This window comes from Lactobacillus sp. M0390 (assembly GCF_016102085.1).
In the GTDB taxonomy this organism is placed as follows: Bacteria; Bacillota; Bacilli; order Lactobacillales; family Lactobacillaceae; genus Lactobacillus; species Lactobacillus apis.
Genome location: NZ_JACFPH010000001.1, coordinates 527,079 through 551,422, shown reverse-complemented (window position 1 = coordinate 551,422; position 24,344 = coordinate 527,079). Strand labels below are relative to the sequence as shown.

The following is a 24,344-nucleotide window of genomic DNA, read 5'->3' as shown; positions in this document are numbered from 1 at the left end:
TTTATTCAGTTACCTTTTATTATAACTGAAATCTAGTCACATGAATGGTAAAATCATTGTAGGTATTAGAAATGACAGATTATTTAAAGAAAATTAATCAATTAGATGCTCAGCTTGATAACCCACTAATTCATGACCAAATTAAAGAGGTTAATCAAATTGACCGCTACATGAAAGAAAAGAAAATCTTACCGACTGCTCCTAGACGACTTGGTTTTTATCCAAATGAAGTTGAAAAGCTTGAAAGTTGTATGTCAAGGCAGCAGAAGGGCAATATAAAAGTTACTAATCAGCTTCTTAATAGCATGAGGCAGTACCTATCAATCAATTACGGTGTTTGGTCATTGCCAAATTTGGAAACTGCCAAACTAATTAAGGAGCAGTTTAAAATTAGCTCCATTTTAGAAATTATGGCAGGAAATGCATATTGGTCTAAAGCTTTAACTGAAGTAGGTTTAAAGACAATCGCAACAGACTCATTAGAATGGTCAAAAACTTCAAGAACTGGAAGTCAGCAGGCTACAAAGGTATTGAATTTATCTGCACCTGAGGCAATTCGAGCGTTTCCTGAAGTCCAACTAGTTATTTGTGCATGGGCACCTAATTTTGATGAAAGTGATTTAAGCGCGATAGAAGCTTGGCAAAAGTACAATCCATCTAGTCGTTTGCTATTTATTGGTGAAAAAAATGGTGTAACTAATTCTGCTACTTTTTGGCACCAAATCCATTTCACTCATTCGTCAGAATTACAGGCAATTAATCATTCATTTACAAGCTTTGATTTTATTGAAGAACAAATATTTGAGATAAAACATGAGATCTAAAAAAATCCTCTTACTATTAATTATTTTTTTAACATTACTCGGTACGGGTACAATGCTTTCAAACGTCCAGTCCCAAGAAGCTAACCAACTACTTGAGGCTTATGGTTTGAGCAACAACACGCGCAGCTTTGAAATCAAAAATAACCAAAGTGTTAGCGACTTTTTAAAGTATCTAGAAAAAACCTTTCCCCAAAATAAAATCCAACTTCACTTAACGAGTAAAAGAAAGGACAATCAGACATTAGTTTGGTCTAATCATGATGTTTTAACATTACCAACGGAATCTGGACGATATTTTACTTCAGATGACTTTAAGGGACGTGTTTCATTTGGAGTTTTAGGCTTAAATGCTAAGGTTCCAATATTAAAAACACAAAATAATGAGTACATTAATTTAAATAATACTTATTATTCCGTGATTGGTACTCTAAAACACTATCGCCGGATGAAACAAAATGGCTATTATTTAACAACCGGTATCAAGCAGCCTACAGGTAAATTCAAGCTTAAAAACTATACCATCATTATTGACAGCTCTAATAAGGTAATTAGAAAAATTGCCCGTCATTATCATGTTAAAGTTAAAACACCAGTATTTGTAAGAAAGCATCAGAAGCGTCAGCTTTCCGTAATTAAAGAATTTTTATTCATCATTTTGCTAGTCTTTGTGGCCACTATTGCTAACATCATCTTGGCTTACTTGGATTGGCAAACCGTTAAGGCGACTCACTTAAAAGGTAGTTTATTACGCAATTGGCTTGCCAATCATGGCTTTAGAATAATATTAGTAGAGCTATTATTATCACTTGGAGCATATTTCTTCCTTTGCTGGCGTGCTTTTTATTCAAATCGAGAGCACCTTTTAATGCTTCTTTTGGGCAGCTGGGGCGTAGTTGCGCTTGTTTATAGCTTCTTCATCTTTTTATGTTGGCGAAAGGAAAACACACATGCTTAATTTACCAACTGAATTTATTTCTAAATATCAAAAATTACTTGATCAAACGCATGCACAAGAACTATTTGATGCGATGAACCAACCCGCCAAAAAGGCATTTAGAATCAACACTTTAAAAGGGCAGCGAGAAGTATCTTATTCTCTTAATCAACCGATTCCAGGACTAAAAAATGCATACTACGGCCAGATTAATGGTCAAGACCCGGAAGCTATCAGTGGCTTAGTCTATTCTCAGGACCCTGCAGCAATGTTTCCTGCCATGATTGCTGATATCCACGCCGGAGATATAGTACTCGATTTATGTGCTGCTCCTGGAGGGAAAAGCACATTTATCGCTGAACAGCTGAAAGGTAAAGGACTACTTGTTGCAAATGAAATTTCTAATACCCGCGTCAAAGCCCTAAGAGAAAACCTAGAGCGCTGGGGTGTAATTAATGCACTAATAACTTCTGCAAGCCCAGAAAAGTTAGTTCGGTCATTTACACATTTTTTCGATAAAATCATTGTCGATGCCCCGTGTAGCGGGGAAGGGATGTTTCGAAAAAATCCTGAAGCAGTCTCTTATTGGTCACAAGACTATGTCATGACTTGCCAAAAAAGGCAAAAGGAAATTCTTACCGAGGCAGTAAAAATGCTCAAACCTGGTGGCGAATTAATATACTCAACCTGTACCTTTTCACCAGAAGAGGATGAAGAAATCGTATCCTGGTTAGTAGAGCAATTGGGCTTTAAAATTCTTCCAATCAAAGTAAATACATCTGCTGTTGAACCAGGACGTCCTGACTGGGCTAATAATGATCCTGCTATAAAGGAGACATTACGCTTTTGGCCAAACGATAATTTAGGTGAAGGGCAGTATGTTGCCAAATTACAATTAATTGAACGTGAAAAAAGCACTAGTACTAAAGTCAAAAAGCGGAAAATTCATCAAAACAAAGCAAAATTGACGAGGTCAGAAAGTGCACTAGTTGCAGAAGTTTTAAAACCGTTTAATTTACCTTTAGAACTTGCTAACTGGTCAACATCTTGTTTAGTAAGTCAAAATCATGTTTATCTTCCTGCAATCGAGGCTGACAACATGCATTTTAAAATTATTAGTAACGGATTAGAGCTAGGAATTTTAAAGAAAAAGCGCTTTGAACCGAGTCATCAATTAGCGCTGGTATTAGGACAAAGAAAACAAAAACAGGTAGTAAATTTAACTAAAGAAGATTATGCTAAGTATATTCATGGTGAAACTATTCGCCTAGAATCAGCTTTACACGGTTTTGTGCTAGTTAGTTGCCAAAGTTGCGTGTTCAGTTTTGGTAAAATAACTAATAATGTGTTAAAGAATTTTTATCCAAAGGGATTACGGAAGTAAAAGAAAGTAACTATAAAGATGATTAAATTAATTGCCACTGATATGGACGGTACATGGTTAACCGATGAAAAAACCTACGATGAAGAACTATTTTTGCGCGAATTTGCGTTAATGCAGGAACAAGGAATTAAGTTTGTAATTGCCAGTGGAAATCAATATGAGAATATTTATTCTCGTTTTCCTAAAACAGCTCAGCAAATGTATTTTATTGCAGAAAATGGGGCACTGGTTGCTAAGGGAAGACAAGTTCTTCATGTTGACAGCTTATCCGATGAAGATTTTCAAACCATTTTGGAAATTGTTCAGACATACTCAGATGAAAAGGTCACTGTTTCTGGTCTTGCAAGTGCATATGTTTTAGAAAAAGATGGTCAGCGCTATGCAGAAGAGCTTAAAAAGTACTACCAAAAGCTGCGTATTGTCGAGGACTTTAACCATTTAGACGATCAGATTTTCAAGGTAACATTAGATGTTCCAGAAGACAGAATGCCGAAGTTGTTAAGTAAACTTCAACGCGATTATCCGCAAATTGGCTTTGTCTCTGGTTCATCTACCTCAATTGACATGTCAACTAAAGGAATGAACAAAGCTGTTGGCCTAGAATACTTAAGCAAAAAATTCCATATTAATTCGCGCGAAATGGTTGCGTTTGGCGACAGTGGTAATGACGTTGGGATGCTAAAATATGTTGGCCGGAGCTTTGTTACCGCCACCGCTTTGCCAGTTGCCAAAAGTGCAGCGGACCAAGTGATCGGATCAAGTAATGAAAGCGCCGTTCAAAAAGAAATATGGCATCTATTAAATTAAGACAAAAAAATATGCAAAGTAGAATTCTACTTTGCATATTTTTAATTATGTAAAATTAATTCAATTGATCAATTAAATTCTTCAAGGGCAGGTCGAAGTAATGCTTGATTTTACTTAAATTTGTTAAATCATTTTGACCGTAAATAGCTAACAAACTAGCTAATTCTTTTTGCCACGCCAAAATCGTTTGTAATAATGCATCTTCGCCTTGATCCTGATATGTCTGCAAAAAGACATTGGAAATGCCGACGTATTTTCCTCCCAAGCATAAACCTTTAAAAATATCTAATGGATTACGAACACCACCTGACACGATAAAGGTAACCTTTTCTTCAGCCGCCATTAAAGCAGAAACAACAGTTGGCAATCCAATCGTTTCAAGATAAGAAAGGTCATTTTGGTTTCGTGCATTTTCAATCTTAGCAAAATCCGTTCCGCCACTGCCAGCAACATCAAATAGCTCAAAACCTTCATTTTTTAGTAAATGAATTGTCGCTTGGTCTAAACCGCAGCCGACTTCTTTTATAATTATCGGAACGGTAACATTTTGACGTAATTCAATTAAGTTATCTAGCCACAAAAAATCGCGATCGCCTTCAGGCATAGCAATTTCCTGAACTGTATTCAAATGAATCTGTAAAGCATCAGCATTAAGTTCATTAACAATTTTTTGAGCATCCATAGCCTCAGTCTTCGCATTCACGTTTGCAATTATGACACCGTCAGGATTTTTTTCACGTGCAATCAAAAAGCTGTCAAGTTGTTCAGCTTCTTTAACTAAGATACTTGCAGAACCCAATGCAAGACCTATTTTAGCTTGCTGAGCAATTTTACCAAATGCTTGGTTAATAGAGAATGATTTTGCAGAACCACCGGTCATTGCGTTAATAAAAAAGGGTGCATTGACGTTTTTGCCAAACATAGTTGTTTTAATCGAACTTAAGTCAACTTTTGCTTCTGGCAAAGCAGGTCGTAAAAGTCCCATTTGGTCAAAGCTATTTGGCTTATTCGGTTCATAAAATTGGTTTGCTAAAGAAAGGTGTTCTTCCTTACGTTTTGATCTAATTGACATTTTTCTTCTTACTGCATTAGCTTTACTTGATGAACGTGAAGGTCAAGGGGTAAAACATTGTTTTTACGCCATTGCTGTTCAAGCTCATTAACATTAGTTTGTTCATCGGTTATAACGATGCCACAATCTCCGTTACCCGCACCTGATGTTTTTGCCGCACCACCAAATGACTCAGCAATATTGATCAATTTTGACAAACGGGGAATCTCAATTGCAATTTGATTTATTTGAGCAAAGTGCTGTAAAAGTTTCCTGTTTTCCCGAATTTGCATCTTTATTAGGTCAATCTTTCCTTGCTCAAAACCATCAATCATGCGTAATACGCATTTTCGCGATTGTTGTAAAAATTGTTTATATTCGACATTTAATGCTGCCTTATTGGCATTAGTTTCATCAACTAGGCGTGAAGTTGATGCAGGTTTTTGACTCCATCCAATCAATAAGTTCATCCCTTCAGGAGGGGTCAATAATTGAATTTTTAGCCCTGGCCATGCTTCATCAACAACTTCAGAAAGTGACTTTTGTGTTAATTCGCGTTTCAGCCATTTTTTATCAAATGTTTGATAGGCAATCCAGCCACCGTAAACACTCGCAGCAATATCTCCTGCAGAGCCGTTTCCTTGAACAGAGTAGTGGGAAATAGCGGACAGTTTATAAACTAGTTCGTTACTAAAAGGCACGTTATAAAAACGTAGAATCGCTTTAACCGTGGCTACTGTGACTGCCGCACTAGAACCTAGACCATATTTTTTTCCGTCAGCTGAGTCAAGATCAGAATTGACGTGCAAATCATATACTCGTAATTTGATATGTTGTTCGAGGCAAAAACGTTCAGTTAAGTTAATTGCCGACAAAATATATTCAAAAGGATTATCACGGTTGTCAATCACCATTTGGGCACCACGTCGTACCCAGTGAATTGAATCCTGCGAATATTGTTTGGAATGAATCGAACCAGTAGATGACTTAGATTTAGTAATCGAAACCCGGATAAATTGATTAACTGCGACCAAAATTGCGGGACAATCCTGTTCTAAAACTGCATATTCACCGGCGATGTATAACTTACCGGGCGCTTGTTCTGTTATCAAAGAATTTAATCTCCTAACCAATTTAAATACATTATTAATCCAAATATTTGATACCTGGACCAAAACTTGCATTTACTATCTTAACATTGTCAAATTCTGATATGAAACGCTTAGTAATTTCTTTTACATTTTTTAACCGAGTCATAACTTTTACATTTGGGCCAGCGTCGATTGTATAGTAACATTCTATTCCTTCTCTTCGCAGCTGCTCAACAAGTTTGATTGCTCTAATCGTATCCGGCTCAAAATAGGTAAATCCAGGTTGAGCCGTTAAGTTAACAGCATGCATCTCATTAGCATTTAATTCGGCTAATTGACCCAAAGCCGTAAAGTCGTTTTGTTCAATTGCTTCAATCATTTTATCTATTTCTGCTTGATTGCGTTCTAGCCAAGGCTGGAAAAAGGGCGAGGTTTTGGCCAACTGCATTCCGTTAGTTGAAGATAATTCTTTGGGGTTAGGATTAAGTTCAACCGCTAATAAATGTAAGTCCATTTCAGGTTGCTCATTTATTGCATACGCATAAGAGGTCAAATCGCTATTTCCTTTCTGCCATATCGCAAAGCCACCAAACACTGAACGGCATGCCGAGCCTGATCCCATTCTTGCCAAACATGAAAGTTCTTGACGGTTAATTTGCAAATCATAGTACGAGCTAAATGCACCTGCTAAAGCAGCAAACGCTGAACTAGAAGAGGCAAGACCAGCTGCAGTTGGAACATGATTGGTAGATTCAACTTGCAAGTGTCCACTTAAACCAAATCTTTCTTGTAAAAATCTAAGATACGAAAAAACGCGCTGGGCACTTTTACCAGTTTGCTCAGTACCATTTAAAATGAAACGGTCTTTTTCACTATCAGAAATTTTGGTATCAGTATAAAATTCATCTAGTGTCATTGAAATACTTGACATAGCAGGCAAGCGCATAGCCTGGTCTTCTTTTCCCCAATATTTTATTAGAGCAATATTTGTGTGTGCACGAACAGTTTTTTCCATTAAATTTCCTCGATCCAACTATTAACAGCAACCTTTTGACATTTTTTAGCAATTGACTTTGCTACTTCAATGTTGTCGCAAAGTACAATGACGATTCCACCTAAACCACTTCCGGACAGCTTAAAACCCAAGGCTCCATTTTCAAGAGCAAGTTGTTGTAACTGTTTAATTTTAATCGTGGCAAGGCCAAAAGAATCTAGTATTTCTTCAGCTTCATTAAAGATTTTGCCAACACTAACGCGGTCTTGATTAACCCAAGCTTGTTTTGTATCATCGGCCAATTGACCCAACTGCTTAATCTTTTCACTAGCTACAGGAGATGACTGGACTTGCTGTTGAACTTGAGCAACAGCTTTTTTTGTACTACCTAATTCCCCTGTATCCATAATCAAGAGGGTGGCATTTAGCTTGGCGCGTAAAATACTGGGACCTGACTTTTTATTAAAAAAGACAAGGTAATCAGAATTTACGGTCGCAGCATCTAAACCCGACGCTTTGCCATGGTTAATTGTTTCAGCATGATTAGTAACCTCAATTATTTCATCATTTGACAAGTTCAAATTAAAGTAGTCGTTCATTGCCTTGGTTGTTGCAAGGGCAACTGTTGCACTAGAGCCCAGCCCGCGCTCAATTGGAATTTCTCCTGTATAAGTTATCCTTAAATTTTCGTTACTATTAGCTTTTGTGAGCATTGTTTTAACGACATACTTCAAACCGTCGTATTCATCTGGCGCCATAAAAAAAGGCCCATGATATGATGCAGTATCCATCCACATTTGTGGGCCCGGTTCTACGGTTGCTTTAATGTGTAAAGACATGATTGGCAAGGCTAGGGCATTATAGCCATAAACCACTGAATGTTCACCAATCAAAATCACTTTTCCGTGCGCTAAATAACTCGATTTCATTTTATTTAAGATCCTTAATGTTTGTGAAAAAAATTTAGCTCCTATGCTAAAATATGTAGCAAAGGAGAAGAGAACAAATGATCAAAATTCTAGTCGGTCGTCAAACCGATCCAATGCAGGAAAAAGTTTTACAAGCAGCAGTTGAAAATTATCAAAAATTTCCAAAGCAACAAACTTTTGTCATTGTTCCCAATCACATTAAGTTTACCACAGAAATCAGAGCAATAAATAGGCTTGCTATTAGTCAAGGCAATACTGAGCAATCAGTTAAGAACTTGCAAGTGTTATCTTTTTCACGACTTGCTTGGTTTTTTCTAAAGGATTCAAAGCAGGTAATGCCTACCCAGCTTGACAACACTGCGGCAGCAATGATTTTAGCTAAAATCATTGAACAAAAACGTGATCAGCTCCACCTCTTCAAAAATGTCAATGTTAGTCCTGGCTTGGTTAAACAGCTTTATAGCACTATTTTGCAAGTTAGAGAGGGTAATTTAGACTTAGATGATTTCGATCAAGATAAGTTAGACATTGAAACTAAAAATAAAGTGGCTGATTTAAAAATTCTTTATGAAGCTTTCATTGCCACCATTAAAGATAAGTTTTCTACTTCTAACGAAATTCAGTTACAGTTAAATGAGTTTCTGGCCAGTGGGATTGATTTAAGTAAGACTGACTTTTACTTTAGCGATTTTTCACACTTTTCCTTGCAGGAATGTTTGACTGTTAAATTATTGATGAAGCATGCAAATAGTGTAACTCTGGCTTTTAAAACAAAAACTGGTGAGCTTGACGCTAAAGCAGAAGCTGGCGATTATGACTATGTCATTCAAAGAACGATTAACCAATTGGTTAAATATATCGAAGTAAACGAACTAAATTATCAGGTTGAAACTACTAAACCCTCGGCAGCGCCAACTAACCGAGAGCTACTTAACTCATTTTGGACTGGTGCCGTCCCTGAAGTAGGAAAATTAAATAATATCCAGCTAATTCGTGCCGACAATCGGTATGCTGAAGCATATTTTGTTGCTCGAACTATTTACCAGCAGGTGGCGCTTAATAATTACCGCTACCGCGATTTTTTAGTGCTTGCGCCAAATCTGCACGAATACGAAACCTATCTTTCGCCAATTTTACGGCAAAATGACATTCCATTTTTTAATGATTTACAACAGGAAATGAAGTATCATCCCTTAGTTGTTTTAATTGAAAATATCGCTCAGCTGTTAACTAGGCCACTCCAAACACAAAATATGCTTGCGATTATGAAGACACACTTAATTATTCCGGATTGGTATAAGGATGAGACTTCATACATTCATGACGTCGATGAGCTCGAAAATTTTGTTTTAGCCCACGGCATTAATCATAACTTGTGGAAACGCGATTTTACAGATTATATTGCTGCTGAAGTCATTCGATTGGACAAAATTCCAGATGAAGTTGCCAAAATTGAAAAACTAAAGGACTTTTTTGTTAAAAAGATTACTTCTTTGTTAAAAAAACTAGCAGAAGAAACAGACACGCGAAAGGCAATTACCATTTTCTTCAACTTTTTAGTTAACAATCACGTGCAAGAAGTGCTAGAAAAGTGGCGCCAAGATGCCCAAGAAGACGGTGACCTTCAACAAGCAAGGCAATCTGAACAAGTTTGGGATTTGTTAATTACACTGCTTCATGACTATCTATTAATCAATCCTGATGAGTTTGAGCTTGACAGTTTCTTCAATGTACTAATCAATGGCTTTAAAGAAGCAACATTTGCCCAGATTCCTTCTACACTAGATGCTGTCAACATTTCTGAAACGGGAATTGTTCAACTCAGTGGCTACAAGCAGGTCTTTATCATGGGCGCCACCAATACAGGTTTGCCTAAGATTCAAAATGTACCAGGCTTTTTGAGCTCTGAAAATTTACAAACTTTAACTAACAGTGGTGCATTTAAAGAAGATTCTTATATTGAAGACCAGCAACAAACCAGTAACCTTGACCAAAATTATCAATTTGGTCTGCTACTGGCGCTTGGTAGTGATATGACCTATGTTTCATACTCTGTAGTAAACGCAGAGAACGAGTCGGTTCAACCTTCTATTTATTATGAACGACTTAAACGTGTCGCAGGTGTCGATACCAGCGTGCAAGAAGCAGCTAATAAAAAAGAGGCTGAAGAAAAGGAAAGAGTTGAATTTGCTCAACATAATCTTCCAGAAAAGCTAAATGATCTCTTGTCTTTTTTAACCAATCCGCAAGCTAGTCTTGGGTATTTAACTTATCTTAAGCAGGCACATCCAGAAGTTAATATTGAGCACTTATTTGAACTGACTAAAGAGCGCATCCCTAAAAAGACTAAAATGGTGCTTGACGCAAGTCAGTTTGACAATCACCCACAAGATATCGGTGCAGAGCTTGCTCAGCAATTATACGGAGAAAACCTAAACTCTTCAGTTTCGCAACTCGAAACTTTTTATGAAAATTCTTATGAATACTTTTTAAATTATGGCCTTCGTTTACGCAAACGATTTGATAATGAATTTGATGTGATCCAAGCCGGAAATTATTTCCATGAAACTTTTGATCGTTTAGTGAAAGAGCTGAATAAGGAAAAGCTTGATTTGGCCGAAATTGATGATCTGAAGCTGAATCAATTGCTTGAAGTTGCTCGTGAAAAAATGAAGAGCGAAGCAAAATATAAACAACTTCGTAATGATCCATTTAATGTGTTCCTCTTTAAGTGTCTCGATCAAACCACTACTAATGTGGCTGTTAATTGGCATCGCGCGGTTAAAAAGACTCCATTAAGAGCAAAGTACTCTGAACTTAGCTTTGGCTTTGGTGAAAAAGTACCTGGACTAGACTTATTAGTGCCAAATCTAGATGGGAAGCATTATGTCAATTTACGAGGAAAAATGGACCGGGTCGATTTGGCAAAGGTTAGTGATCAAAACGAGTACATTTCCCAAGTTATCGACTATAAGTCTTCCGCCAAAAAGTTTAATTTAGGACTGTTTTATCAGGGAATTTCACTGCAAATGGTCTCGTATATGGATGTACTAATGCGAAATCAGCAGTTTTTTACTGGTAAAGAGCCGATGTCATTACTCGGAGCATTTTACCAAACCATTACCAGACAAACTGAACGTTTAAATGGTAAAGATCTATACGGCAATAACTTACAACTTAAGCAAGCTAATTTAGATGGAAAAACGAAGCTCAAGTATAACGGTCTTATTAACTATGATCAGGCCGTTATCTTAGACGCCGATCCTGCACTAAGTAATGGTGGTACTACTTCGGAAATCTATGCTGGGGTCAATAGTAAGAAAGATGGTTCGTTGAGTTTTCGTGGCAACGCGTTTAATGATGAAGAAATTGAACTTCTTCTAAAATATGATGAAGAATTAATCAAAGATGCATCTAGTCAAATTCTCTCTGGTAAGGTTCAGCTCAATCCCTATAAATATGGACAGCAAGTCACTGCTTTGACATACTCTGACTATCGGGATATCTTCTTCTTTGATGCAATGCTAAAAGAAAATAAATACCATCAAATTGATAATTTGAGTAAAACAGAATTAATGACCAAAATTAAGGAGAAACTGAGAAAGGAGGAATAAGTGATGCCAGATTATACGAATGAACAACAGCAAGCAATAGACGATCGTGACCTTGATATTCTGGTTTCTGCTTCTGCTGGGAGCGGAAAGACAACTGTTTTAGTAGAGAGACTTATGCAGGAAATTCTCACTGGAACGGGTGTAAATGAGTTATTAGTCGTGACCTTTACTAAAGCCGCTGCCCAAGAAATGAAAGCAAAAATTAAAAGTGCCCTTGAGCAGAGACTAAATAAGCATGAAAAACTTAAAATTGACTTACGAGAGCAGCTTAACTTAATTGACGCTGCTAATATTTCAACGATTGATGCTTTCTGTCTAGATGTTATTCATCGTTTTTACTATATCATTGACCTTGATCCTAGTTTTAGTGTTTTAACGGATGAGACTCAAGCAGCATTAATGCGTGAGCGAGCACTGCAAGAAATTGAAAGTGAATTTTTAGAAAACGATGATCAAGCTTTTATTGCTTTTTACGAAAATTTTGCCGGCGACCGTAGTGCTGAGTCTGCACGTGACTTGTTATTAGACTTATATAATTATGCAATGGCTAAGCCTGATTACCGTGACTGGTTAAAAAGTTTACCAACTCAATATGAAATTGGTGACGATGTCACTCATTCAAAGCTATGGCAAAAGAACATTAAGCCTTATCTTTTGACCACTTTTTCTGATTTAAAGGAAAAACTTGAGCAGTTGCTGGCAACAGCTGCCATGGAAACCAAAGAATTAGCAAAGGTTAAAGACAGCTTCCAACTCTTTGATAAGTGCTTGCAAAATTATCTGGCTAGTATTGAAAGAGATGAAAATTATGATAAACAAAGAGAGCTACTAAGAAGTTGCCTCTTTACTAGTTTTCGTAAATCGAGCAAATGGGATGAAGATTTACTTGATTTTTATGAGGAATGCGTTGAACTTAAAAAAGATGCTTCTGAGCAAGTATTTACGTCTTTTACCTCCTTTTATGCTACTGATGAAAAAGAACAAATCGCTTTACTAAACAAAGGGCATCAAATTATGACTGCAATTGTTAAAGCAGAGCTGGCCTTAATTGAGCGATTTGACCAATTGAAGCGTGCAGAAAATCTGGTTGACTACAGTGATATGGAGCAATTTGCTTATCAAATACTGAGTCAAGATACTTCAAATTCGCAAATGGCGCGGTCGTTTTATCAAACTAAGTTCAAAGAAATCTTGGTTGATGAATATCAGGATATTAATTCCTTGCAAGAACGAATACTGCAGTTGATTAAAAAGGACGGACAAAATAATTTATTTATGGTGGGGGATGTTAAGCAATCAATCTACGGTTTCCGTCAAGCTGAGCCTTCGCTTTTCCTCCATAAGTATCAAGAGGCAGCTAAAGATGAGAACAAGCAGGATGAACGGATTCTATTATCTGCAAATTTCCGTTCAACAAAGCCGGTAATTAAACTCGTTAACCAGGTATTTGATCATGTTTTGACTACTGACTTTGGTGGGATTGACTACCAAAAAGAAGGGCAGTTAGTTTTAGGTGCTAATTACTATCCTGAAAAACTGCCCCAGGCCAGTGAACTAATATATAGCGAAAAAGATGGCCAAGATGGTTCAACTAATACCGAAGATGAAGACGAAATCGATTCAGCTGAAATTGCAATGGTGATTAACCGAATTAAGCAGTTTAAAAACGAGAATTTGCAAGTTTACGATACTCAGACAAAGGAAAAGCGGAACTTTAAGTACAGCGATATTGCGATTTTAACTAGAAGTCGTAGCGACAATTTAGCAATTATGCAGGAGTTTGCCAAAAATGACATTCCGTTACTGGTAACGGATGCGAAAAATTACTTTCAAACGCTTGAATTAACAATTGTGCTAAACTACTTGCGTATCATTGATAACCCAGATCAGGATATTCCGCTAGTTGCAGTATTGCGGTCGCCACTATTTAATTTCACTGAAACTGATTTAGCCAAAATCAGAGTACATAGTAAAAATACCGGTTTTTATGATGCCTTAACTTCTTATGTTGCGGTCAATGATGAGCTGAGTCAAAAAACAAAGTTTTTTTTAAATCAATTAGAAGAGTTACGTCACTTTGCAGCTAATCATCGTATTTCTGAGTTAATTTGGAGCATTTACGAACGAACTAATTTACTTGAAATAATGACTGCTTTGCCAAACGGAAAGCAAAGACGTGTCAACCTTGAAGCACTTTATGAGCGTGCCAGTTCATATGAAAGTGCTGGCTTTAAAGGACTATATCAGTTTATTAACTTTATTGAGCGAATGAGGCGCAGTCAAAAAGACTTAGCACAACCTCTAGTTACTAAAGAAGCGGGGGACTCTGTCAGACTAATGACTGTCCATGGTTCTAAAGGACTTGAATTCCCAATTGTTTTTTATATTGGTTTACAGCACCGCTACCAAATGCGCGATTTAAGCGGTAATTATATTATCAATGCAAATAATTTGGGTCTAACAATCAGGCAAGAACATTATCGCGCCGATACACTGCTCAAATCTTATGATAATATTGCTCAAAAGCAGCAATTATTAGAAGAAGAGGCACGTATTCTTTATGTAGGGATGACACGTGCACGCCAAAAACTGATTCTTATTACAGAAGTCAAAAATTACGAAAAAACGCGCCAAAAGTGGCAAAATCAGCTTAATGGTCAACAGAAATTGCCTTTAAGTAGTAAATTAAGCGCTACTAGCTCAATGAGTTTTATTGGCCCAGCAATTAATTTTGACAAATATCCTGAAATCAAGATTAGTGATATCACGAATTCATTAGATGAAGAGACACCATTTTTGTTAGTCCATTATGAAAATGAAAAAATTTCTTCTGAAATAGCTAAAACAGAAGAAGTGGCCTCTGACAAAGATTATGCTTTATTAACACGAATAGCTCCTAAGCTGTACGACTACGACTATCCTTTCAGAGATGCCAGTTCGACTACAGCTTATCAATCTGTTTCTGAAATAAAGAAAGCATTCAATGATCCATTGGAAACTGAGTTAGAAAATGCACACTTATTGGCTTCAACCAATCGTTATCTTCAGCCAATTGAAACTAAACCTGACTTTTTGTTTGAAACTAAATTTACTGGAGCAGAGATTGGGACTGCGACACACTTGCTTCTCCAGTACTACGATTACAATCAAAAAGGTGAGCCGGAACAACTTGAACTTGAAATAAAAGATTTAATTAAACAAGATAAGTTAAATCCAGAAATTGTCCCTAGCATTAATCAGCAACAAATCAATTGGTTCGTTCACAGTGATTTTGCTAAACCGTTCTGGCAAAATCCTGCTCAACTTAAGCGAGAGGTTGAATTTTCCAGCTTGCTTTCTGCTAGTACCTTGTTTAACGATTTTAGTGATCCAAATGCTAAAATATTAATTCATGGTACAATTGATGGTTATTTCGTTGAAGATGATGGCATAATATTATTTGATTATAAAACTGACCACATTGATCAGCATAATTTAGATTTAGCAATTGCTAATATTAAGCAAAAGTATACTGGTCAACTGCGTTTATACGAGCGAGCACTTAACTCATTTGCTGAAAAGCCAGTTAAACATAAGTACCTAATCTTACTTGACGCAGAAAAAATAGTAGAAATAAATTAATTGAAATGAAGGTGAACTGATGACTGCTTTTGCTAAGGATACCTTTGCAGTCGTTGATCTCGAAACAACAGGTACCCAGCGCGAAGACGATAACCATATAATTCAATTCGGTTGCGCGATTATTAAAAACATGGAAGTCGTCAAGACCTATTCTTTTATGATTAACCCTCATCGCGAAATTCCTTTAACGGTTCAAAATTTGACCCACATTCATGATAGTGATGTTGCCAACCAAAAGGACTTTTCTTATTACGCACCAAAAATCATCAAGATTCTGAAGGACACTGTGTTCGTAGCACACAATGTCAATTTTGATTTACCTTTTTTGAATTATGAACTTGTGCAACATGGTTATGAAGCTCTAACTAACCGAGCAATTGACACGGTTGAATTAGCTAAAATCGCTTTCCCCACATTACCGTCCTATAAACTAACAGATTTGACCAATCAGCTTCAAATAAAGCATCTTAATCCGCATAAGGCAGATTCTGACGCATATGGAACCGCAGTTTTACTAATCAAAATCATCAAAAAGCTTGAATCGCTACCGCAAGCAACTTTAAATACGCTGAGCTCACTAGCTCACGGTTTAATTCGTGATACGTCATGGGTTTTCTCGACAATCGCAGATGAAGCTCGCAAGCAAAAGCGACCACTAGATAAAAGTCAGATGCAAGTGCGTAACGTCGTTTTGCAAAAACAGGAAGTACATTCAACGGTTAAAAACGGTGGCGCCGAAGCTGTTTTTCCAACTAATAATAAGGCGAAGTATAGTTTATTTAAAAACAAAATTAATTATCGCCAGCCGCAAGTTGACTTGATTAACCGAATTAATCTTTTTCTTGAAAGTCCCGATCAACGGGCTTTATTGGTAGAAGCTCCAAATGGGACAGGGAAAACTTTCTCTTACTTGTTTGCATATTCATACCGGCTCTACACTAATCGCAAATTAGTAATTGCTACACCAACCAAAGTACTACAAGATCAAATTATTAGTCAGGAAGTGCCACAGCTACTAAATGTAACTAAACTTGATTTAGCGGCAGAAGTTGTTAAATCAAGTAGTCATTATTTGGATCTTGATGGGTTTTATCAAACCCTTTATCAGGGCACGCCTAATAAAATGACTTTAGTCTTGCAGATGCGGATTTTGGTTTGGTTAACAGAAACTAAGACTGGTGACCTAGATGAACTGCAATTAACCAATTATAAGGCACCGTTATTTGTTAAAATATCACATCCTGGTGACGCACGTGTTGGAAGTAGTTTTGCGGACGTTGACTTTTGGAATTTAGCACGCCAAAGACAAGAAGAAGCAGACATTCTTGTTACTAATCACGCATATTTGGCTAATCACTACAATGATTCAATTTGGGGACAAAATCCTTACTTAGTAATTGACGAAGCACATCGCTTTGTTGATAACGTTATTACTTCACGTAATGATTCGTTCCAATTTGAATCTTTTTGGGGCACTTTGACACATTTACGCAATTTGCTCTTTTATGCAGATGATAGTGTTCTAAACCAGTATGGTGATGATGTGCAGTTTAATTTCTTACTGGCAAAATTAGACCCGGCAATCCTTAAACTAATCAATATCATCAACCAGTTGCAGCAAGAACTTTATCAAAAACGTAGCCGGGCAATTAGCAAAAACATGTTGCCGAATGGTAATTTATTATTGAGTTTTCAAGCAAGCGACTTATTCGGCGAAGACAGCAAGTTTTTAGCTACTTTAGCCAAACTGCAAAAGAAACTTGAAGAAGTCCGCCAGCAAACAAACGAGATTTTGTTTAAGCTTTATAATGAAACAGACACTTCAGGCACTGATCGAGACGCTATATTAAGTGAAATCACAGAGCAAATTGATCACCTTGATTTTTACATTACCAAAAGCTACCAGCTATCTGATTTATTACAAACAGATACCAGTATGAGTCAAGAAGGCTTTATTGTTACTTTTACTAATCCAGCTGATCCACTAAGTGCAAATTTAAGTTGGTTAATGCTTGACGCTTCAGATGAACTAAAACAAATCTACGATCGTTTTGATCATCTTTCTTTTGTCAGTGCTACCTTAACAAGTGAAGGCAACTTTGATTATCTTGTTAAACAACTTGCCTTAACAGATATGCATCCCCAAGAATATGTTGGTAAAAGCACCTTCAAATTGGAAAGTCATTTGCAAGTACTTGCCGTTAGTGATCTACCTGATGTCGCCACTAACCAATTTGATCAATCACTGGCAGAAATACTAGAACATGATTTAAACCATAAAAATCACGTGCTTGTGCTGATGACCAATTTGAATAAAATCAAAGATGTCTACAGTATAATTTCGAATTCTCCAGCTCTGCGTGATTTTGAAATTTTGGCTCAAGGAGTTTCAGGCTCTAACAACCGCATTACTAAACGCTTTGCAATTGCTCAAAAGGCAATTATTTTAGGAGCTGACAGTTTTTGGGAAGGAATCGATTTCCATGATTGTAATATCGACCTCGTAATTGCAGCAAAATTACCTTTTGAATCTCCAGACTTGCCTGAAGTAAAATTACGCCAGCAACAATTGCAGAAACAAGGAATTGATATTTTTAAGACAGATACAATTCCGCGTGCAATCATTCGTTTTAAGCAAGGGATGGGAAGGCTAATCCGTGGTGAAAACGATCGTGGTCAATTTTTAATTTTAGATTCACGCCTTTGGACAAAAGATTATGGTAAAGTATTTTTAAATGCTATCCCTGTTAAAACAAACAAAATTAGTTTAAAAGAATTACGGAATAAGTTAGATAACTATGATAGAAGACGACACAAGACAAACGATTAAATTTGTAGCATGGCTTATTGGAATAATTATATTCCTCTATGCCGCTTCAGTTCTCATTTTTTATAAAGCAAGTAACCCTGAACGAAACGAAACAAAGCAATTAAATCAAATTGCATTAGCTAAGTCCCCAATTACTAAAATTGAAAAAAATTATCACTTAGATCGGGGAGTTAACAGTTATTCGTTAAAAGGTTCAAGTAAAAATCGCCAACAATACTATTTTATTTACCTGCCTGGTTCGAAAAAAGGCTACTTACTCTCAGCTAAAAAGGGTGTTGGTGAAGCAAAAGTTCGAAGTAGCTATCAGGCTCAAAATCCTAATAACAAAATTACCAAAGTTAATCTAGGTTGGTACAATAATCGAGCAGTTTGGGAAGTGACAGCAAAAGATTCGTCTGATCACTATCAATACCAATTATATGAATTTAAAAATGGAAATTTGCTAGGTTAAGTCGCTAAATAGCAAAATCTTTGGTATGATTAAATTGATTTGATAAGGAAAGTGGAACAAGAATTTATGACAAAATTAATTTCAATTGCTGATTGTTCTAAACATGTAGATGAAGAAGTTCAAATGCATGTTTGGCTAACAGATAAGCGCTCAAGCGGAAAAATTGTTTTCTTGCAGTTACGTGATGGTACTGCATTCTTTCAAGGTGTAATCAGAAAAAATGATGTTTCTGATGAAGTTTTCGAAGCTGCTAAGTCTTTACACCAAGAAGCTAGCTTCTACATTACCGGTACTGTTCATCAAGATGAACGCTCACACTTTGGTTATGAAATTCAAATTTCTGATTTAAAAGTTGTTACTAATAGCGAAGGCTATCCAATTGGCAACAAGGAACACGGAATTGACTTTTTACTCGATCATCGCCATTTATGGCTACGCAGTAGAAGGCCATTCGCAATTATGCGTATTAGAAACATGATTTTTAAAGCCACAGTCGACTTTTTTGAAAACGAAGGCTTTGTAAAATTTGATGCCCCAATTTTTATGCATTCTGCACCAGAAGGCACTACTGAATTATTCCATACTGAGTATTTCGGTGGAGATGCTTATCTTTCTCAATCTGGACAATTATATGGTGAAGTAGGTGCCGAGGCTTTCGGTAAAATCTTTACTTTCGGACCAACCTTTAGAGCTGAAGCATCTAAGACTCGTCGTCACCTAACTGAATTCTGGATGATGGAGCCGGAAATGGCTTGGATGCATCAAGATGAATCACTTGATATTCAAGAACGTTTTCTTTCATACGTTGTTAAGCAAGTACTAGATAATTGCCAATATGAATTAAGTTTACTTGGTCGTGATCCAAAGAAATTGGAACCAGCTGCTGAAGGAAACTACACCCGTTTATCATACGATGATGCTGTAAAAATGCTTCAAGAAGACGGTCGTGACTTTAAATGGGGCGATGATTTTGGTGCTCCAGATGAAGCTTTCATTTCCGGAAAATTTGATCGTCCATTCTTTATTGTCAACTATCCTACTTCAATTAAACCATTCTACATGAAGAAGAACCCTGAAAATCCAAAAGAATATCTTTGTGCAGATGTTTTAGCCCCAGAAGGATATGGCGAAATTATGGGTGGCTCTGAGCGTGAAAGCGATTATGACACCTTAAGAGAGCAAATTAAGGAAGCCGGTTTGAACGAAGATAATTACAGCTGGTACCTTGACTTACGTAAGTATGGTAGCGTGCCACACTCTGGCTTTGGAATGGGCTTTGAACGTGTAATTGCTTGGATTTGTAAGCTAGATCACGTACGTGAAGCAATTCCGTTCCCAAGAATGATTAACAGAGTTGAACCTTAAATTTGATTAATTAAATAAGTTAAAAAGTTGGACTAAGTTACTTTAGTTCAACTTTTTTAAAAGGGAGAAATTGTCATGCAATATAATGACTACCGCTTTTTAGGATTTACCGTACTCTCAAACGGATTACTTGCGTATTATCCTCAACTTAAAATTACTAATTCTGAACTGATTTTAATTATCCAATTAGAGTTATTTGCACAAAAAGGAAACAAGTTTCCATCGAATGAACAGATGGCAGCCAATACTAATTTTTCAGCGACAGAAATTGCTAGTATCATTCAACAGTTAATAGATAAAAACGATTTAACGATAGATCAAGTGACAGATGAAAAAGGACGCATTGGCAACTATTATAATCTTGATCGGCTTTATTCAAAATTAGATAATTTGCTAGAAAAAAATGTCGCAACACCGAAGTCTGGGGAAGAAACTACAAACACTACTTCCGAAATTGACAATAGTCCTTTGAACCAATTAATGAGACAATTTGAGATTGAGTTTGGTCGTTACTTAAGTCCAATTGAACGTGAAGAAATTTCTGCTTGGTTAAACGTTGACCACTATGATCCAGAAATAATAAAACTTGCCTTGCGAGAAGCAGTTTTATCGCAAGCATATAGCCTTAAGTATGTTGATCGGGTTCTACTTAATTGGCAAAGACATAACTTAAAGACAACAAGCGAAGTTCAGAAGTTTTTACAAAGGAATCGATAAAGAAATGCCTAAAGAAAAATTATTGAGTACAGAGGAAGCTCGTAAAGTATTGCGAACTATTAATCAAATGTATCCCGATGCTAAAAGTGAGTTGGTTTGGGACAATAAATTTCATTTATTGTGTGCTGTTTTAATGAGTGCACAGACAACCGACAAAATGGTAAATCGAGTAATGCCAAAATTCATTGAAGATTACCCAGATCCAGATGCATTAGCAAAAGCTTCAATTAAAGACATTGAAAATCATATATCAAAAATTGGTCTTTTTCATTCCAAGGCTAAGCATTTAAAAGAAACTGCTGAAATTTTGGTTGATAAATATCATAGCCAGATTCCTGAAAACAAAAAAGATTTGGTTTCTTTGCCTGGAGTAGGAGAGAAAACCGCTAATGTTGTTCTAGCTGATGGCTTTGGCGTCCCCGCTATTGCAGTAGATACGCACGTATCTCGCATCTCAAAAAGATTCCATATCGTTCCACAAAATGCCAAACCTTTGGAAATTGAAAAGAGGTTAGAAGAGATTTTGCCCAAAGATGAATGGATTCACACTCATCATGCAATGATTCTGTTTGGTCGCTATTCGATGACCGCACGTGATAAAGATGATCCGTACACATATTTGAAGACAAAATAAAAAGGCTCTTTGTTAAGTCATGTGAATAAAGAGTAGGGATTTACTACTAATTAGTAAATTGCCCAATGCAATAAAAAACGTCAGCTCATAGATTGAGTTGACGTTTTTTTCTCTATTACTTAATGATGTTCATGCTCTTCAGGAGGTTGATTTTGTGAGTCAGAATCATTACCTTGATTGTTTTCAGTTGTATCAGAATTATTATTTTGATTTGGCTTTTCTTTGTTTTTGTCCTTATCAGGCTTACCAGAATTATTATTTGCATTGCCCTGATCGCGATCATGTCCTGTATTATTTTTGTTATCATCCGAATGATTATCAGAAGATTTCTTTCTTGGTACGACTGCACGCTTTTGTTCATTATAATTGGTTGAACTTGAATCATCGTCTTTATCGTCGCTAGTGTCATCAACAATTCCAGCAGGAGCATGCCCACGAACAAATAGTTGCCATTCACCAGTAGAGGACACCATTGGCGGATTAGAGTTTTTGGCAATTTTGGCTCTAATTACCGAATTCGGTTTTTGCCAATCAACATTTTGCTTGTTTCTCATCATATAAGTCATCATGTTCTTATAGAAGAGTTGTGCAGATTGTTGGCCAATTCCTGAAATAGTACCATCTTTAAGATTATCGTAACCAGTCCATACCCCGATAGAGTAGCTTTGCGTATAGCCCACAAACCAAGAGTCTTTTGGCGTAGAACCGTAACTAGGGTAGCGAGCAAGTTCCTCATTGGAATACTTGACTGATCCGGTTTTTCCTGCTTGATATAAATCTTTAATCTGAGCATTAGTTCCTGACCCACGCTTAATAACGCCTTTAAGCATATCTGTAATCATATAAGCTGTGGACTTGCTCATCACTCTAATACCTTCAGAGTCATAATTTCTAGTCAAGCCATCAGGAGTCTCAATCTTTGAAACAAATTGTGGCTTATGATAGATTCCGTTTGCTGCAAAAGCACCATAGGCACCAGCCATTTGCAAACTTGAAGCATCGGCTCCAATTGCTACAGAGAGACCTGAGTTTTTAGGAACATGGATATCCATTTGACCAGCAAACTTGGAAGCTCGCTTAACGCCAACTTGTTTCAAAGTTTTAACGGCTGGAACGTTTCGCGATTGTTCTAGAGCATGACGCATTGTCATTAATCCATCATACTTGTTATCCCAGTCATAGAGTTGAATATCAGTGTTAGGGTAATAGTATTTACTATCATCTAACATTTTGGCCGTTGACCAGTTTAAATATTCAATTGCAGGACCATAATCAAGAACTGGCTTAATTGAAGATCCAGTGGATCGACTTGTTTGAACAGCACGATCAAGTCCTAATTGAACCGTGGAAGGTAAGTGACGACCACCAATTATAGCTACCACATGACCGTTACTTGGATCTACAACAGATGCACCAATCTGCATTTTGTCATTTGTGAAAGGCACCTGATTGCTGTTAGCTAACTCATATAGTTTGTTTTGGGCTTTTTGATCAATATTAATTGTAATCTTTAGGTTGTCACGGTAAGGGTCAAAGCCTTTATCTTTTACTTCTTGGATAGTTTCTTTAATGTAAGGGTCATCTATTTTACGTAAATCAGATTGCGCACGTTGACGATGTGGCTTTATTCCCTTAGTAATGCTTTCATTTTTCGCCGTTTGATATTGTTCGTTGGTAATCTTTTTGTTATCGAGCATTGCTTTTAGCACAAGATCTCGACGATACTTAGCATATTTAGGGTAGACATATGGATTATAAACTGTTGGTCGATTAGGCATTCCAGCAAGTAATGCTGTTTGAGCCAAGTCTAGTTCACCAATTTTCTTACCATAATAAAAGTTTGCTGCAGTACCAATTCCATAATTGCCGTAATTCATATATACCTTATTGATATAAAACTCGAGAATTTCATCATGTGAATATTCTCGTTGCACCCGCATTGCAAGCCATGCTTCTTGCGCTTTACGGCGAAGCGTTCTTTGTGAAGGGTCAGTTGAAAAGACGGTTAGCTTAACTAACTGTTGCGTAATCGTTGAACCACCCGCTGAAACACTTTGGCTTTTGGCATTTGTTAACATTGAGCCAACAATTCTGATTGGATCAATGCCAAGTTTATCTTTATAAAAACGTTTGTCCTCAACAGATACAATTGCATCCTTTAACAACTGCATGTCTGAATTATCTTTAGCGTAAATTCTTTTCTCAGAACCCAATGAAAGTAGAAACTTGCCATCAGTATTGTAAAGAGCAGTTGAACCACCGCTTTGTAGTTGAGCTCTACTTATGTTGGGAGCATCCTTGGCATAATATGCAAAAAGTCCAACTCCTGAAAGCAGTACTAGAAAAATAGCCAAAAATAGCCAGCTGATTATTCGTCGCCACAATGGTTTTGGCAGACTTTTACGGTAACTTTCTCGTGATTCGCGTCCATTATCTGAATTATAATTTCTGTTTGCCATTATTTAATTTCCTATCTGCGATGAATTGATCAACTGCCTCTAAATAGGGTAAAGTGGGTTGAAAGCCACTAGTAATTTCAATTGACCATTCTTCAACTTCTTCTATGGTTACTGAACTTTTGTCCTTTTCCCACCAAGCTTTAATAATCGCACTTGCAGGGGTAACAAAGTATCTATTAAGTGCAGTGAAACCTATAATCGTAAAACAAATCCCTTGCTGCTTTAAACATTGCTCCAAATGAATAATTTGGTGTTCGTGAAAGTTCTTTAAGGGAAAGTTCGTTTTATTTTTGGTTTCTTTAGCCTCAAAGTCGAGGTAATAACCCTTATATACACCATTATAGTCCGTTGTGGATTCTTGGCGAAAATAAGCTTCTTTTATTACAGCTCTTGAACGTTTAGGATAATCTACCTTAACAATTTGAATTGGGGTTGGCTTTTTATGAACAACCGCAATTTCTTTTGTTAGGTAATATTTGTTTGATTCATTAATCATTTGTTCAAGAGTCATCCCGCGATCAGAAAAGCTAATATCATCTTTATGGACATACTTTTTTCTTTTTTTAGGTTTATCGCTGGATTTACGAAAAGCGGCAGAGCTGCCACTCGGATATTTGACCATCAATCTCACTCCTGCTA

Annotated in this window: 17 protein-coding genes; 11 read left to right on the top strand and 6 right to left on the bottom strand. The window is 36.8% G+C overall.

What is annotated here, in order from left to right:
* Positions 1-71: 71 nt before the first annotated feature.
* From H3R25_RS02610 to H3R25_RS02595, 4 genes are read left to right on the top strand one after another with little or no spacing between them, the layout of a single operon-like run.
* Complete coding sequence (locus H3R25_RS02610; RefSeq protein WP_198194231.1) at positions 72-824, top strand: SAM-dependent methyltransferase; 753 nt, start codon at positions 72-74, stop codon at positions 822-824.
* Entirely contained in the window at positions 814-1,779 is a 966-nt protein-coding gene (locus tag H3R25_RS02605) for a hypothetical protein (RefSeq protein ID WP_198194230.1), read from the top strand. Before H3R25_RS02610 ends, H3R25_RS02605 begins: the two co-directional genes overlap by 11 nt.
* Positions 1,772-3,142: an RsmB/NOP family class I SAM-dependent RNA methyltransferase gene (locus tag H3R25_RS02600; protein ID WP_198194229.1), complete on the top strand. Its 1,371-nt coding sequence runs from the start codon at positions 1,772-1,774 to the stop codon at positions 3,140-3,142. The genes H3R25_RS02605 and H3R25_RS02600 overlap by 8 nt, the downstream gene beginning before the upstream one ends.
* 18 nt (positions 3,143-3,160) lie before the next feature.
* Entirely contained in the window at positions 3,161-3,949 is a 789-nt protein-coding gene (locus H3R25_RS02595; RefSeq protein ID WP_198188612.1) for an HAD family hydrolase, read from the top strand.
* Between the two features lie 55 nt (positions 3,950-4,004).
* On the opposite strand, the gene fni is transcribed toward H3R25_RS02595, so the two are convergent.
* The 4 genes from fni to mvk are packed head-to-tail and all read right to left on the bottom strand — an operon-like array spanning position 4,005 to position 8,014.
* The gene (gene fni, locus H3R25_RS02590) at positions 4,005-5,021 is read right to left on the bottom strand and encodes a type 2 isopentenyl-diphosphate Delta-isomerase (protein WP_198194228.1); all 1,017 of its coding nucleotides are present in this window, start codon (positions 5,019-5,021) and stop codon (positions 4,005-4,007) included.
* An 8-nt stretch (positions 5,022-5,029) separates the two neighbouring features.
* Complete coding sequence (locus H3R25_RS02585; RefSeq protein WP_198194227.1) at positions 5,030-6,112, bottom strand: phosphomevalonate kinase; 1,083 nt, start codon at positions 6,110-6,112, stop codon at positions 5,030-5,032.
* Between the two features lie 34 nt (positions 6,113-6,146).
* Positions 6,147-7,106 (bottom strand): diphosphomevalonate decarboxylase, encoded by a 960-nt coding sequence (gene mvaD, locus H3R25_RS02580; RefSeq protein WP_198194226.1) that lies wholly within the window; start codon positions 7,104-7,106, stop codon positions 6,147-6,149.
* Positions 7,106-8,014: a mevalonate kinase gene (mvk, locus tag H3R25_RS02575; protein WP_198194225.1), complete on the bottom strand. Its 909-nt coding sequence runs from the start codon at positions 8,012-8,014 to the stop codon at positions 7,106-7,108. The genes mvaD and mvk overlap by 1 nt, the downstream gene beginning before the upstream one ends.
* A 77-nt stretch (positions 8,015-8,091) precedes the next feature.
* On the opposite strand from mvk, the gene H3R25_RS02570 reads away from it, so the two are divergent.
* From H3R25_RS02570 to nth, 7 genes are all read left to right on the top strand, one after another.
* On the top strand, positions 8,092-11,628 hold the full coding sequence (locus H3R25_RS02570) for a PD-(D/E)XK nuclease family protein (protein WP_198194224.1): 3,537 nt from the start codon (positions 8,092-8,094) through the stop codon (positions 11,626-11,628).
* 3 nt (positions 11,629-11,631) lie between these two features.
* Positions 11,632-15,249 (top strand): helicase-exonuclease AddAB subunit AddA, encoded by a 3,618-nt coding sequence (addA, locus tag H3R25_RS02565; RefSeq protein ID WP_187157924.1) that lies wholly within the window; start codon positions 11,632-11,634, stop codon positions 15,247-15,249.
* A gap of 19 nt (positions 15,250-15,268) precedes the next feature.
* On the top strand, positions 15,269-18,079 hold the full coding sequence (locus H3R25_RS02560; RefSeq protein WP_370567419.1) for a helicase C-terminal domain-containing protein: 2,811 nt from the start codon (positions 15,269-15,271) through the stop codon (positions 18,077-18,079).
* The gene (locus H3R25_RS02555) at positions 18,048-18,530 is read left to right on the top strand and encodes a hypothetical protein (protein ID WP_187157923.1); all 483 of its coding nucleotides are present in this window, start codon (positions 18,048-18,050) and stop codon (positions 18,528-18,530) included. Before H3R25_RS02560 ends, H3R25_RS02555 begins: the two co-directional genes overlap by 32 nt.
* Positions 18,531-18,596: 66 nt before the next feature.
* On the top strand, positions 18,597-19,895 hold the full coding sequence (gene asnS, locus H3R25_RS02550) for an asparagine--tRNA ligase (protein WP_187157922.1): 1,299 nt from the start codon (positions 18,597-18,599) through the stop codon (positions 19,893-19,895).
* Positions 19,896-19,970: 75 nt separating this feature from the next.
* The gene (locus H3R25_RS02545; RefSeq protein WP_109715497.1) at positions 19,971-20,612 is read left to right on the top strand and encodes a DnaD domain protein; all 642 of its coding nucleotides are present in this window, start codon (positions 19,971-19,973) and stop codon (positions 20,610-20,612) included.
* A 4-nt stretch (positions 20,613-20,616) separates the two neighbouring features.
* Positions 20,617-21,246 carry an endonuclease III gene (nth, locus tag H3R25_RS02540; protein WP_187157921.1) on the top strand — a complete coding sequence of 210 codons (630 nt, stop codon included), beginning with the start codon at positions 20,617-20,619 and terminating at the stop codon, positions 21,244-21,246.
* 119 nt (positions 21,247-21,365) lie between these two features.
* On the opposite strand, the gene H3R25_RS02535 is transcribed toward nth, so the two are convergent.
* On the bottom strand, positions 21,366-23,705 hold the full coding sequence (locus tag H3R25_RS02535) for a transglycosylase domain-containing protein (RefSeq protein WP_198194223.1): 2,340 nt from the start codon (positions 23,703-23,705) through the stop codon (positions 21,366-21,368).
* The gene (recU, locus tag H3R25_RS02530) at positions 23,686-24,327 is read right to left on the bottom strand and encodes a Holliday junction resolvase RecU (RefSeq protein WP_232349866.1); all 642 of its coding nucleotides are present in this window, start codon (positions 24,325-24,327) and stop codon (positions 23,686-23,688) included. Before recU ends, H3R25_RS02535 begins: the two co-directional genes overlap by 20 nt.
* Positions 24,328-24,344: the final 17 nt, after the last annotated feature.